This is a genomic window from Tsukamurella sp. 8F, assembly GCF_029167375.1.
In the GTDB taxonomy this organism is placed as follows: Bacteria; Actinomycetota; Actinomycetes; order Mycobacteriales; family Mycobacteriaceae; genus Tsukamurella.
Map to the genome: position 1 here is coordinate 98324 of NZ_JARFTP010000014.1, position 13476 is coordinate 111799.

At 70.6% G+C, this 13476-nt stretch carries 14 protein-coding genes; 6 read left to right on the top strand and 8 right to left on the bottom strand.

Translation table 11 applies throughout. From position 1 onward, the window contains the following. Positions 1 to 52: 52 nt before the first annotated feature. From manA to P0W64_RS12895, 4 genes are all read right to left on the bottom strand, one after another. Positions 53 to 1291: a mannose-6-phosphate isomerase, class I gene (gene manA, locus P0W64_RS12880; RefSeq protein WP_275480525.1), complete on the bottom strand. Its 1239-nt coding sequence runs from the start codon at positions 1289 to 1291 to the stop codon at positions 53 to 55. After that, complete coding sequence (locus P0W64_RS12885; protein WP_275480526.1) at positions 1292 to 2431, bottom strand: hypothetical protein; 1140 nt, start codon at positions 2429 to 2431, stop codon at positions 1292 to 1294. It lies immediately after the preceding gene. Between the two features lie 16 nt (positions 2432 to 2447). Then, positions 2448 to 3863, bottom strand: a complete 1416-nt coding sequence (locus tag P0W64_RS12890; protein ID WP_275480527.1) for a phosphomannomutase/phosphoglucomutase — start codon at positions 3861 to 3863, stop codon at positions 2448 to 2450. Between the two features lie 75 nt (positions 3864 to 3938). Continuing rightward, the gene (locus tag P0W64_RS12895) at positions 3939 to 4472 is read right to left on the bottom strand and encodes a DUF3499 domain-containing protein (RefSeq protein ID WP_275480528.1); all 534 of its coding nucleotides are present in this window, start codon (positions 4470 to 4472) and stop codon (positions 3939 to 3941) included. A gap of 101 nt (positions 4473 to 4573) precedes the next feature. On the opposite strand from P0W64_RS12895, the gene P0W64_RS12900 reads away from it, so the two are divergent. Then, entirely contained in the window at positions 4574 to 5068 is a 495-nt protein-coding gene (locus tag P0W64_RS12900; RefSeq protein WP_275480529.1) for a metallopeptidase family protein, read from the top strand. 114 nt (positions 5069 to 5182) lie between these two features. On the opposite strand, the gene P0W64_RS12905 is transcribed toward P0W64_RS12900, so the two are convergent. Beyond that, a complete protein-coding gene (locus tag P0W64_RS12905; RefSeq protein WP_275480542.1) occupies positions 5183 to 5446 on the bottom strand; it encodes a WhiB family transcriptional regulator in 264 nt (87 codons plus the stop codon). Positions 5447 to 5817: 371 nt separating this feature from the next. On the opposite strand from P0W64_RS12905, the gene cofD reads away from it, so the two are divergent. Genes cofD through P0W64_RS12920 form a run of 3 tightly spaced genes read left to right on the top strand, consistent with a single transcriptional unit; the run spans position 5818 to position 8836 of the window. Further along, positions 5818 to 6855 (top strand): 2-phospho-L-lactate transferase, encoded by a 1038-nt coding sequence (cofD, locus tag P0W64_RS12910; protein ID WP_275480530.1) that lies wholly within the window; start codon positions 5818 to 5820, stop codon positions 6853 to 6855. Further along, entirely contained in the window at positions 6852 to 8276 is a 1425-nt protein-coding gene (locus P0W64_RS12915; protein ID WP_275480531.1) for a coenzyme F420-0:L-glutamate ligase, read from the top strand. Before cofD ends, P0W64_RS12915 begins: the two co-directional genes overlap by 4 nt. Positions 8277 to 8278: 2 nt before the next feature. Beyond that, on the top strand, positions 8279 to 8836 hold the full coding sequence (locus P0W64_RS12920; RefSeq protein WP_275480532.1) for an NUDIX domain-containing protein: 558 nt from the start codon (positions 8279 to 8281) through the stop codon (positions 8834 to 8836). A gap of 75 nt (positions 8837 to 8911) precedes the next feature. Here P0W64_RS12920 and glgC read toward each other — a convergent pair whose 3' ends face one another. Beyond that, positions 8912 to 10135 carry a glucose-1-phosphate adenylyltransferase gene (glgC, locus tag P0W64_RS12925; RefSeq protein ID WP_275480533.1) on the bottom strand — a complete coding sequence of 408 codons (1224 nt, stop codon included), beginning with the start codon at positions 10133 to 10135 and terminating at the stop codon, positions 8912 to 8914. A gap of 88 nt (positions 10136 to 10223) precedes the next feature. Between glgC and glgA the strand changes: the two genes are divergently transcribed. After that, on the top strand, positions 10224 to 11399 hold the full coding sequence (gene glgA / locus P0W64_RS12930) for a glycogen synthase (protein WP_275480534.1): 1176 nt from the start codon (positions 10224 to 10226) through the stop codon (positions 11397 to 11399). On the opposite strand, the gene P0W64_RS12935 is transcribed toward glgA, so the two are convergent. Next, on the bottom strand, positions 11396 to 11992 hold the full coding sequence (locus tag P0W64_RS12935) for a TetR/AcrR family transcriptional regulator (protein ID WP_275480535.1): 597 nt from the start codon (positions 11990 to 11992) through the stop codon (positions 11396 to 11398). The genes glgA and P0W64_RS12935 overlap by 4 nt on opposite strands. Before the next feature lie 59 nt (positions 11993 to 12051). Between P0W64_RS12935 and P0W64_RS12940 the strand changes: the two genes are divergently transcribed. Beyond that, positions 12052 to 12495, top strand: coding sequence for a DUF1772 domain-containing protein (locus P0W64_RS12940; protein ID WP_275480536.1), 444 nt, complete (start codon positions 12052 to 12054; stop codon positions 12493 to 12495). Between the two features lie 60 nt (positions 12496 to 12555). On the opposite strand, the gene P0W64_RS12945 is transcribed toward P0W64_RS12940, so the two are convergent. Further along, positions 12556 to 13476: putative RNA methyltransferase (locus P0W64_RS12945; protein WP_343232856.1), on the bottom strand; the 921-nt coding region annotated here is incomplete at its 5' end.

Sequence of the window (13476 nt, forward strand, 5' to 3'; positions counted from 1 at the left end):
TAAAGCGCCCGGCCCGGCCGCGCAGCCCCGTAGTCGCTCCCGGGGAGCGGTATCAGTGGCTCGCCACCAGCGTGCGGAAGAACTCCGCGCGCGGTGAGTGGGCGGTGACGACCACACCCGGATCGGACGCCGCCATCCACACCCCGCGCCCGGCAGGGATGTCGACGGTCCCACTGCGGTCACGCACCGTCACCGCACCGGACGTCACCACCAGCATCTGAGGGCCGCGTGCGTCCAGCTCGATCACATTGGAGCGCAACATCGCCGTCCCGTCGAGCGTCACTTTGGACACCCGGAACTCGGGCGCCGGGGTGAGGTACACCAGCTCGTTGCCGACCGTCCGCACCTCCGGCTTGAGATCCGACGGCGTGCGCGGCTCGAAGTCTATGACGCGCAGCAACTCCGGGACGTCGACGTGTTTGGGGGTGAGGCCGCCGCGCAGCACGTTGTCGGAGTTGGCCATCACCTCCACTCCGGCGCCGTTGACGTAGGCGTGCAGGTTTCCGGCGGGGAGGTAGAGCGCCTCACCCGGACTGAGCACGAGCCGGTTCAGAAGCAGCGCGGCCAGCACTCCGGCGTCGTCGGTGTATCGCTCCCCGAGGGTGAGTGCGAGTTCCGCCTCCCCGCGGTACTCGTCCTCACCGCGCTCCAGGTACTGCACGCATCCCGCGAGAACCGCGGGCACGAGCTGCGCGAGCGCCGGCTGCGGCAGGGTGATCCAGGTTGTGAAGACCGCGCGCAGACCGCCCGAATCCGGCTGCCCCACAAGCATTCCCAGATACGGATCCAGCTGGGGCACCTGGAGCGCGCGCAGCAGCTCGATAGTCTCCGACGGCGCCCGGAACCCCGCGAGGGCTTCGAACCTGCCGAGCGCGATGACGACCTCGGGCTTGTGGTTGGGGTCGCGGTAGTTCCGCTCGGACGCGCCGACGTCGATACCCGCGGCGTTCTCGCGCGCGAAGCCCTCCCGCGCCTGCTCGCGGGACGGGTGCGCCTGCAGCGACAGCGGCTCCTCGGCGGCGAGCACCTTCACCAGATAGGGCAGCCCCGAGCCGAACTCCTCGACGCATTGCGCGCCGAGCTCACCCTCCGGGTCCGCGGTGATGGCGCTCAGTAGGTCCGTACAGTCGGGCGCACCGGGGCCGACGAGCCGCGCCGGGTCGCCCGGATGAGCGCCGAACCACAGCTCGGCCTCGGGATGCGGGGACGGGACCTCCCGTTTCTGCATCGCCGCCAGCACCGTGCGCGAACCCCACGCATAGGGGCGGATCACACCCTCGACCGCTCGCATCTACGCCTCCCCCGACAGCCGTCGGTAGACCATGGCCAGGTCGCATCGCACGGCCAGCCCCAAGAGTTCCGTCGCCTCCATCCGCACGGAGGGCTCCCGCTGCGGCGCGGCCTCGCCCCGATCCGCGGGTATCCGGGGCAGATCCTCGTCGACCACCAGCAGGTCCACGTCGCCGACGGCGCGCAGCCGGGCCGCGGTCTGCGCACTGCGCGGCGCGGCCGTCACCGCGAACACCCGCATAGGCGTCTGTGGCGGGGGTCCGTCCAGAAAGGGGTCGTGGAAGAGCGGATCGACGGGTTCCGCGGCGACCGCGCCCCCGACGGGACCGGACTCGAACTCGGGCAGGGCCAGCACGATCTCGGCCATGCCGACGGCGGCGGCGACCTGGCCGCCGAGCGCCAGGGCCTGTGCCGCGGCGTGACCCGCTATGGCGAGCCCGGGGACCGTATCGGCAGTGAACACCGCCCGGTGGCCGAGCATCCGCGCAGCGAGCCGCTTCGCCGGGTTACCGTCCAGCTCCCGGTCGGGGTGCCCGCGCACGGCCTCGGCGTCCAGATGGTCGGCGAGGTCGAAGAGGAACCCCGCGACGTCGCGCCGGGGGTCGTCGTCGCCGGTGTGCCCGAGCACGCCCAGCACCGCAAGCAGCGCGACCGCGATACCGGTGAAGCCGAATCGCTCGGGCACGTGCAGACGCGGGGCGAGCTCGATGCCGCGGCCGGCGGCGGCCTCGGCGATCGGCCCTTCGAAGGGCACCGCTACGGCGACGGATGCTCCCCTTCGGGCGGCCACGGACACGGCCTGCGCAAGGACGCGGTCACCCGCGTCGAAGCCGCACACGACCACGACGTCGAGCGCGCCCACCCACGGCGGAAGCTGCGTGGTGCGAACGAGGGGAACATCGAGGCGACCGGCGGACAGCGCCTCCACGAACTCGGCTGCCGCCTCGGCGGGACCGGCGCCGCACACCACGACGACCGCTCTGGGCGTCACACCCTCTATCGGCGCCAGCACGCCCTCGTCGACCATGGACGCGACTGCCCGGGCCTGCGCGCCGGCGAGGGCGGCGGATCTCAGGTGTCCGCCCAGGTCGGCGGCGACCAGGCCGCCCGGATCGTCGAAGTCGACCGTCCCATTGGTCACAGCCGAACCACCTCCGCTATCCGCGAACCACCGCCAGGATCTTGTCCGTGAGCTCTGCAACCTCGTCGCCCGTCCTCGCCTCCACGTTCAGGCGCAGCAGTGGCTCGGTGTTCGACGCCCGCAGGTTGAACCAGGCTCCGGACGCCAACTCTACCGTCACACCGTCGAGCCGATCGGTGGTCACGATCTCGGTACCGAACGCGTCCAGGACCGCGTTCGCGCGTTCCTCCTGGTCCGCCACAGTCGAATTGATCTCGCCCGAGGCCGCGTACCGGTCGTACCGGGCCATCAGCTGCGACAGCGGGAGGTCCTGCTCCCCGAGCGCGGCGAGGACGTGCATGGCCGCGAGCATGCCGGAGTCGGCGCCCCAGAAGTCGCGGAAGTAGTAGTGCGCCGAGTGCTCACCGCCGAATACCGCACCGGTCTCGGCCATCGTCGTCTTGATGAACGAGTGCCCCACGCGCGTCCGGACCGGGATCCCGCCGCTCTCGACGATGATCTCCGGCACCGCCTTCGATGTGATCAGGTTGTGGATCACGGTCCCGCCCGGGTTCTTGGCGAGCTCGCGCTCCGCGACCAGGGCGGTCACGGCCGAGGGCGACACCGGCTCGCCACGCTCGTCGACCACGAAGCAGCGGTCGGCGTCCCCGTCGAAGGCCAGGCCGATATCGGCACCCGTGGCCACGACGTGCTTCTGCAGATCGACCAGGTTCTTCGGGTCCAGAGGGTTGGCCTCATGATTGGGGAACGTGCCGTCCAGCTCGAAGTACAGTGGCTCGACCGTGAGCGCTGAGACGGGGCCGAGCACGCTGGGTACCGTATGCCCGCCCATCCCGTTCCCGGCGTCGACGGCGACCTTCATCTCGCGGACGCCGGACAGGTCGACCAGCTCTCGCAGGTACTGGCCGTACTCGGCGAGCACGTCGCGCTCGGACACGGTGCCCCTGGCACCGGGAGCGGAGCGAACGGGCTCATCGAGCTCCGTGCCGCCCCATGCCGGGACGCCCGCCGCGACCTGCTCGGTGATGCGCCGTAGCCCGGTGTCCTGCCCAACGGGTTTCGCGCCCGCGCGGCACAGCTTGATGCCGTTGTAGGCGGCGGGGTTGTGCGAGGCCGTGAACATGGCGCCAGGGCAGTCCAGGATCCCCGACGCGAAGTACAGCTCGTCGGTGGACGCGAGGCCGATCAGAACCACGTCGACGCCCTGGGCGCAGACTCCCTCCGCGAACGCGGAAGACAGCGCGGGCGACGAGTCGCGCATGTCGTGCCCGATCACGATCCGCACACCCGATGCACCCGCGCCCTCCTCGCGTACGAGGGCAGCGAACGCCGCGCCCACATCGGCGACGAACGCTTCGTCGAGCTGCTCGCCTACGAGCCCGCGGACGTCGTATGCCTTGATCACGGACTGGACCGACTCGAGTGACCGCACGGCCTCTCCCCTTCGATGGTGAATCTCGGACAGCAGCCGACTACGTTAGCGCATGGAAAACGCCGGTGGGATCGGTCAGTCGACCGGGTCCGGGAGGACCCGAAGGTGGCCGCGCCGGGTCGGTGCGGCGTGCTTGGGCCCTCTGCTCGACGTCTCGCCTCCCTGCCCGGGCGGTGCCGCGGGGGGCGTGCCATCGGGTCGGGAGTGCGCACCTCGCGTCGGCGGCGCCACCGGATCGGGATGGTCGGTGAACGCGGGACCGGGCTCGAACCGTGGGCGCCGCGCGGCCCCGACCGGGCGGATGCGCGGGAGAGCCCCCATCGGCTGCTCGCGCTCGCGGACGGTGTCGGCGAGCGCCGTGAGATCATCGTCGAGCCCGCCACCCACGGCTGCCGCGGGCGCCGCGAACGCCGGCACGTTGCGCAGCATCTCCCAACCGCGCGGGGCGGTCATCCGGCCAGCGTGGAACTCGCACAGATCCCAGGAGTGCGGCTCGCTGGTCAGCCCCAACGGGCCGAGGACAGCGGTGGACTCCGAGTAGTCGAACGTCAGCGTGGCGACTGCGCTGTTGCGGCAGCCGGGGCGGCAGCACTGACGTAGGGGATTCACACGAGAAGACTAACGTGCCATCGCCTCGCCCCGGGACGGGACACACCGAGCGCGTCGCGCCTTGCACGCTCCCCCGCCCCTACACTGGCGAGGCGATGGCGATGAGCAAGCGGCGGGCGATGGACCCCGGAACGAGGCGGCGGCGCGCGGCGCGTGACCGCCGGGAGCGCGGTATGCGCGGGCCGCTCGTGCCGCGGAGCGTGCCCGCTCACCGCACCCGCACGCAGGAGTTCGACGAGATCGTCCTCGACGCGTACGCGGAGATCGACGCGATGTGGCACTCCCGTCTGTCGGAGCTCGACATCGCAGTCGATGATGTGCCCGGCATCCTGCCCAAGGACGCCTCGGTGACGACGTGGCCCGACGAGATCGTGGCCGAGGGCCCGATCCCCCTGGCGCGGCTCATCCCGGCCGGCATCGACAGGCGCGGCGACCACACCCGAGCGCGGCTCGTGCTGTTCCGGCGGCCCCTGCTCAAGAGGTCGAAGTCGGACGCGGAGCTGATCGAGCTCGTGCTGGAGATCCTCATCCACCAGATCGCGGATTACCTGGGCGTCACCGAGGACATCCTCACCGAGGGGCCGGACGCGTTGTAGCGGCTCGGCGCGCAGTGGCCGCCCCTCAAAACACTCACCGCTCCACCCGAGAGGTTCGGGTGGAGCGGTGAGTGTCGGTCGCTCGCGTGATTGCCGGTTCGCCGCCTCCGGCGCTCAGATGATGCCGCGCTTGAGCTTCCGCCGTTCACGCTCGGACAGACCGCCCCAGATGCCGAAGCGCTCATCGTGCGCGAGCGCGTACTCGAGACATTCGTTACGCACCTCGCATCCGAGGCAGATGCGCTTGGCTTCGCGGGTCGAGCCGCCCTTCTCGGGGAAGAACGCCTCGGGATCGGTCTGGGCGCAGAGCGCACGGTCCTGCCACTGTTCCTCGACCGCCTCGAAGAGGTCGTCGAACTCAGTGGCCACCAGGCTCAGGTGAGCACGCTGCCCGTCCTCCGCCGGGGACGAGTCCCCCACATCGGAGAGGACGCCGCGTCCTGCACCGCCGGTGAAGTCTGTGAAGGGATCACGATGATGGTCGATTGTCATCGGGCCCCGCCTCCCTCATCCTGTGCAGTCATTCGTGGTGGTCGGTGGTCGTCGAGTGCCCCGTCGCGACAAGGAAGTTCGTGATGTCGAATCCGCGTCGCAGTTAATGACACAGTTGTGATTACACACGTGAAAGGCCGCCAGGTCAAGCCGTAGAGCAAATCGCCTATTACCACTCCCCAGACCGTGCACCCGGTCTCGACACGAACTCGAGCTGTAATCCGTGTCACACCGCGGTGATGACTAGGCTCGTCACGGTGAAGGTGACAGTCCTCGTAGGCGGCGTCGGCGGAGCGAAGTTCCTGCAGGGCGCGCGAGAGCGCTTCGGATCCACGCCCTTCCCCGAGGCTACCGGCGACCCCGGCGAGCACTCCGTGACCGCGGTGGTGAACGTGGGCGACGACGCATGGATGCACGGCGTCCGTATCTGTCCCGACCTGGACACCTGCATGTACACCCTCGGTGGCGGCATCGACCCCGAACGGGGCTGGGGCCGCGCCGGCGAGACCTGGCACGCCAAGGAGGAGCTCGCGGCCTACGGCGCCGATCCGGACTGGTTCGGGCTGGGCGACCGCGACCTGGCAACGCATCTCATCCGCACGCAGATGCTCGCGGCCGGCTACCCGCTGACCGAGGTCACCGCCGCGCTGTGCAACCGGTGGCGTCCCGGCGTGCGCCTGCTACCCGCGTCGGACACGCGGCACGAGACGCACGTGGTGATCGCCGACGACGACGGAGACAGGGCGGGCGACGCGGCGGGAGATGGAATCCGCAAGCGTGCAATTCATTTCGAGGAGTGGTGGGTCCGCTATCGCGCGGATGTCCCGACCTTCGGCTTCGCACAAGTGGGCTCCGGGCCCGACGGAACCGGGCGGGCCGAGGCGACACCCGCGGTCCTCAGCGCGATCGAGGAGGCCGACGTCGTGTTCCTGGCACCGTCGAATCCCATCGTCTCGGTCGGCGCCGTGCTATCCGTGGGAGGTATCCGCGGCGCGCTGAGGCGGACTTCGGCGAAGGTCGTCGGGGTCTCCCCCGTCATCGGCGGCGCACCGCTGCGCGGCATGGCCGACCGGTGCCTCGACGTCGTCGGGCTCGAGACCTCCGCCCAGGCCATCGGCGCACACTTCGGCGCGCGCTCCGGCAACGGCCTCCTGGACGGTTGGCTCGTCGCCGAGGAGGACGCGGACACAGCCGTCGACGGTGTACCCGTCGCCGCCGTCCCGCTGCTGATGACCACGCCCACGCACACCGCCGCGATGATCGACGCCGGGCTAGAGCTGGTGGGTCTCGCATGACGGCCCCGCGCACGAGCGAGCCGGGTCGACACGGCGGCGGGGAACCGATCGCCCCCGAGATCACCTACACCGCCGGAGGTACCGTCGACCACGGCGCCGCTCGCCTCGAAGTGCTGCCAGTGACGGGCATCGGCGAGATCACCGAGGGCACCGACATCGCCGCCGTGCTCGCCGGGGCCGCCCCCTGGCTCGCCGACGGCGACATCGTGGTCGCCACGTCGAAGATCTTCTCCAAGGCAGAGGGCCGCGTCGTCCCGGCACCGTCGGATGCGGACGAGCGGGACGCGCTCCGGCGGCGCCTCGTCGCCGACGAGTCCGTCCGGATCCTCGCCACCAGGGGGCGCACGTGGATCACGGAGAACCGCCTCGGCGTCGTGCAGGCCGCGTCGGGCGTGGACGCGTCGAACATCGCATCGGACTCCATCGCCCTGCTCCCCGAGGACCCCGACGGCAGCGCCGCCGCCGTCCGGGCCGGGCTGGCCGAACGGCTGGGCGTAGACGTAGCCGTCCTCGTCACCGACACGATGGGGCGCGCGTGGCGCACGGGGCAGACGGACGCCGCGATCGGCGCGGCAGGCATGTCGGTGCTGCACGGCTACGGCGGGGCCGTCGACGCGTACGGCAACGACCTGGTCGTCACCGAGATCGCCGTCGCGGACGAGCTCGCCGCCGCCGCGGATCTCGTCAAGGGCAAGCTCGGACAGACTCCCGTCGCGGTCGTGCGCGGCTTCACAGTCCAGCCGCCCGAACCGGGCTCACCGCTCGCGACCGCGCGCGGGCTCGTCCGCCCGGGCGAGGACGACCTGTTCCACACCGGCGTCGACGAGGCACGGCGGCAGGCGCTGCTGCTACGCCGCTCCGTCCGCGAGTTCGCGCCCGATCCCGTGCCCGCCGAGTTGATCACCGCGTCGGTCGCCGAGGCGCTGACAGCGCCCGCGCCGCATCACACGCACCCGATCCGCTTCGTCTGGGTGCGCGACAACGAGCGCCGGCTCGCGCTGCTGGACGCCATGAAGGAGCGGTGGGAGCGCGACCTCGCAGGCGACGGACGCTCGCCCGGATCCATCGCGAAGAGGATCGCGCGCGGCCGGCTGCTGTACGACGCGCCCGAACTGATCCTGCCGTTCATGGTTCCCGACGGTGCCCACACCTATCCCGACGACGCCCGCACCGCCGCCGAGGAGGCCATGTTCACCGTCGCCGTCGGCGCGGCGGTGCAGTCGCTGCTGGTGGCGCTGGCCGTGCGCGGCGTGGGCAGTTGCTGGATCGGTTCGACGATCTTCGCGCCCGACGTGGTGCGCGCGAACCTCGACCTGCCCGACGACTACCGGCCCGCGGGGTCGATCGCCGTCGGATACCCGCTCGCGCCCTCGGCGCCGCGCGAACCGCTCGCGCCCGGCGACATGCTCATCGAGAGGTAACCGTGTCCTTCACGACCCTGCACACGACCGCAGTCGACGCCCTCGCTCGCTTCGATGCCCGCACCGACGCCGACGACTCCCTGCGCCACACCGTGCTCGCGTTCCTCGACGCGCAGCCGAACGCGTGTGCACGCGCCAATGTGCCCGGGCACATCACTGCGTCGGTCGTGCTGCTGAACGCCGCCCGCACACACGTCGCGCTCACGCACCATCCGCGCGTCGGCGAATGGCTGCAGCTGGGCGGTCACTGCGAGGACGTCGACTCCACGATCGCCGGCGCGGCCCTACGCGAGGCCCGAGAGGAGTCCGGCCTCGACGACATCGAGGTGTCGGACGACCTGCTGACGCTGCACACGCACCCCATAACCTGTTCGCTCGGCGTTCCGACGCGGCATCTGGACCTGCGCTTCCTCGCCGTCGCCGGGGGGCGCGTGCTCCCCGATCTGGCGATCAGCGACGAGTCCAACGACCTGCGCTGGTGGCCTGTCGACGCGCTCCCGGACTCCGCCGAGCGCACCACCGTCGCGCACCAGGTACGCGCCGCGCTCGCCCGCTCCTGAAGTCGCCCTCCATCGCGGCTGCGCTCGGCACGGCGGCCACGGAACCCGGACGGTGCGTCCCGTCCGGCGGGGGGACTAGAAGCCTCCGACGCGTACGCCCTTCCCGACGGTCACGACGCCGCCCGCGGAGACGTTGAAGCGCTGGCGCTCGCGGTCGAGGTCGACTCCGATGATCTCGCCACGCGCGACCTGGACGTTCTTGTCCAGGATCGCGTGCCGTACGACGGCCCCCGGCTCGACGCGCACGCCGGGCATCAGGATGCTGCCCTCGACGGTAGCGCCGTCGCCGATCGACACCCCCGCCGCGATCACCGAATTCCGCACGGTCGCAGCGGAGACGATGCTGCCGGCGCCCACCATGGACTCCTGCGCGAGACCGCCCTTCGCGAACTTGGCAGGCGGCAGATTGTCGTTCTCGCAGCGGATGGGCCACTGGCGGTTGTACAGATTGAAGATCGGGTGCACCGACACCAGATCCATATGCGCGTCGTAGAAGGCGTCGATGGTGCCGACGTCCCGCCAGTAGCCGGCGTCCCGCGGCGTCGCGCCCGGCACCTCGTTGTCCTTGAAGTCGTAGACCGCCGCCTCGCCGCGCTCGACGAGGGCCGGGATGATGTCTCCGCCCATGTCGTGGTCCGAATCCGGGTTCTCGGCGTCTGCGGTGATCGCGTCGATGAGCGCCTTGGTGGTGAAGACGTAGTTGCCCATCGACGCGAAGGTGGACTCGGGATCGTCGGCGGTGGCGGGCGGCTCGGACGGCTTCTCCAGGAAGCGCGTGATGCGTCCCGACTCGTCGGCGTCGATGCAGCCGAACGCGCTCGCCTCGCGCCGCGGGACGCGGATGCCGGCGACAGTGACCCCCGCGCCGGATGCGATATGCGCCTCCACCATCTGGGACGGATCCATGCGGTAGACGTGATCGGCGCCGAACACCACGATGTAGTCGGGATCGTCGTCGTAGACGAGATTCATGGACTGGAGGATCGCGTCCGCGCTCCCGGTGTACCAGCGCTTACCGAGGCGCTGTTGCGCGGGCACGGGGGTGATGTACTCGCCACGGAAGCCGGCCACGCGCCACACCTGGCTGATGTGACGATCGAGCGAGTGCGACTTGTACTGGGTCAGAACGGCGAGTCGCTGGTACCCGGCGTTCACCAGGTTCGACAGCACGAAATCGATCAGCCGATAGGACCCGCCGAAGGGCACCGCGGGTTTCGCCCGGTCCGCCGACAGTGGGTACAGCCGCTTGCCCTCGCCCCCGGCCAGGACCAATCCCAATACTCGTGGCTGGCTCTTCACACCGCCCACGCTAGCCGCAAAGGTGGTGGGGTATCCAGCCTTGACGAAGATGATGCGTCCACCCCAGCGACGATCTAGGTTTGGTGCTATGCGCGTCGCAATGATGACCAGGGAGTATCCGCCGGAGGTCTACGGGGGCGCAGGCGTTCACGTGACCGAGCTGGTCGCCCGCCTGCGCGACCTGTGCGCCGTCGACGTGTACTGCATGGGCGTGCCCCGTCCGGACGCCGAGGGCGTCACCGTCACCGGACCCGATCCGGCTCTCGCAGATGCGAATACGGCTCTGTCGATGATGTCGACCGACCTGCGCATGGCGCACGCCGCCGCGGGCGTCGACGTGATCCACAGCCACACCTGGTACACCGGCCTCGCGGGCCACGTAGCGGGGCAGCTGTACGGCGTCCCACACGTCCTGACCGCGCATTCGCTCGAGCCGCGTCGCCCGTGGAAGGCCGAGCAACTGGGCGGCGGTTACCGGCTGTCGTCCTGGATCGAGCGCAACGCGGTCGAGTACGCCGACGCCGTGATCGCCGTCAGCCGGGGTATGGCCGACGACGTCCTCGCGTGCTACCCGAACCTCGCCCCCGAACGGGTCCACGTGGTGCGCAACGGGATCGACACGCAGGCATGGCATCCCGTCGACGTGTTCGGCGAGGGCAGCACGCTCAGCCGTATCGGCGTGGATCCGGGCCGGCCGATCGCCGCGTTCGTCGGCCGTATCACGCGGCAGAAGGGCGTGAAGCACCTCGTGGCCGCGGCCCACCGATTCGACCCCGATGTCCAGGTGGTGCTGTGTGCCGGCGCGCCCGACACACCGGAGATCGCGGCCGAGACCGAGGCCGCCGTGGCGGCCCTGTCTCAGGAGCGCTCCGGCGTGTTCTGGGTGCAGGACATGCTGCCGACCGATCAGGTACGCGAGATCCTGTCCGCCGCAACGGTTTTTGTATGCCCCTCCGTATACGAGCCATTAGGGATCGTCAACCTCGAAGCGATGGCGTGCGAGGTCGCGGTCGTCGCCTCGGACGTGGGCGGGATCCCCGAGGTGGTGGACGACGGCGTGACCGGCACGCTGGTCCACTACGACGAGAACGACCCTGAGACGTTCGAGGCGGCGCTCGCCGACGGCGTCAACGCGCTGTGCGCGGATCCAGCGCGCGCCACGGCGTACGGCGCGGCCGGCAGGGCCCGCGCGATCGACGAGTTCTCATGGGAGTCCATCGCCGCCCAGACCCTGGACGTCTACCGCTCGGTCGGGGCCTCCTAGCCCCGCCCCCGCCCGTCGCCCTCGCCGAAGCGCGTTGCGATCTCGGTGATCCGCCGCTCCCGCTGCTCCGGCCGCACGCGCCCGGACCGCGCGAGGTCGGCGAGCCCGTGTAGTGCACCCCAGAGCACCTCGGTCGCGGTCCCGTCGCCGCCGTCGCCGATCGCGTCGGCAAGGGCGCTGAAGCCCGCCTGCAGCTCCACCTCGCTGTCGTCCGCGGCGAAATGCGCGTCGATGGGCAGCCGGAACATGGCCTCGTAGAGTGCGGGATTCCGCTCGGCGAAGTCGAGATAAGCCGTAGACACCGCCTGCAGGACTGGGCGCCCACCCGCCCCTCCGGCGCTGGCGCGGCACATCCGGGCCAGCTCTTCGAAGCCCTCCAGAGCAACGGTGCGCATGATCTCAGACTTGCCGCCCGGGAAATGCCCGTAGAGCACGGGCTGGGTGTACCCGATCGCGTCGGCGAGCCGCCGCGTGGTCACCGCTGCCCACCCTTCCGATTCCGAATACTCGCGCGCGACATCGAGGATGCGACGCCGACGCTCCTCGATACGACGGTCCCGCGAATCGCTCTTCCCCTTGCCTCGTTCCGCCATGCGCTCTAGTCTAGCGTTGCTAGATGTACTAGCAACGCTAGATTCTGAGGAGTCGGGTCATGGTCTCTGTTCTCGCCGTCGCGACCGCGACCGTCGTCGGCCTGATGGTCGGCGTCGAGATCGCCGTCGCGTTCGTCATCAACCCGATCCTGCTGCGCCTGCCCGCGGGCCCCTCGCTCGAAGGGCGGGCCGACGGCGCCCGGATGCTCGGTCGTGCGATGCCGTTCTGGTACTTCGGTTCCCTACTGCTGACGATCGCGCTGGCCGTAGCCGATCGAGCCGGAACCTCTGCAGCCGCGGCCGCGGCGATCCTGCTGGCGATCAGCGTCGCGATGTCGATCGCACTGCTGGTGCCCATCAACAACCGTTCGGCGCAATGGACGGCGGACGACCACCCCGCGGACTGGCGCGAACAGCAGCGGCGATGGGACCGCCTGCACTACGCCCGTGTGGCGATAATCGTTGCGGCGTACGTACTGGTGCTCGTCGCCGCCACGCGCTGACGCCGCGCGCGCCCGGTCTGCGCTGTACTCCCGACGAGCCCGCGGTTCGCGGACGCCAGATCACGCCTTGCGATACACGCTCACCAACCCCGACGCCGAGACCGGAACCGTGTCATCCGCACCGAGCAACGCCTCGACTGCGCGTCTGCGCGCCTCGGGTTCGGTGTGGTGGGCGCTCGGGCCCATCGCCACCAGGTCGCAGGCGGCATCCGGCCCGAGATCCATTACCCAGTCCAGGCTCTCGCGGCCCACCAGCTCGAGGTGACGACCCAGCACGGAGTCGAGCCGCGCGACCTTGCCCTCCTCGACCGAGATCATGCCCAACGGCCCGACCAGCTCGTGCAGGTGCCGCGGTCCGGGTGTCAGGGCGACGACCACGCCGCCCGGCGCCAGCACACGCGCGAACTCGGCGGCGTTACGCGGAGCGAAGACGGAGAGCACGGCGGACACGACACCGTCGCCCACCGGCAGCCGGTCCCATCCGTTGGCCACGACACCGCAGCTACGCGGGCCGCGGCGGGCGAGCCTGCGCGCGGCGGGCTTCGAGAGGTCGAGGCCTATGCCCACCCGGGCTCCGGTGCGCTCGACGGCGGCCGAAAGATACGATCCCTCACCCGCACCGCAGTCCAGGATCAACGGCGAGCCGGCTCCGGCCGCGGCGTCCTCCGCTGCCGCGGCCCCGTCGGCGACCGCCGACAAGAACGCCGAGTAGTGGCCGGTCTCGAGGAAGCGACCGCGCGCATCGATCATCGCGGCGTCATCCGCCACCACAGCGGCACCCCCACCGCCCAGCAGCGTCACGTAGCCCTGGCGCGCAACGTCGAACGAGTGGCCGGCCGCGCAGATGAGCGTCGCTTCGTCGGGTTCGAGCGCGGCCCCGCAGTGCGGACATGCGAGCGCCGGGGCCGCAGTGCGCAGGCCGGGCGGCACCTCAGCCACCGACGAAACCTCCACCGGGCCCGTCCCCACAACGAGACGTGC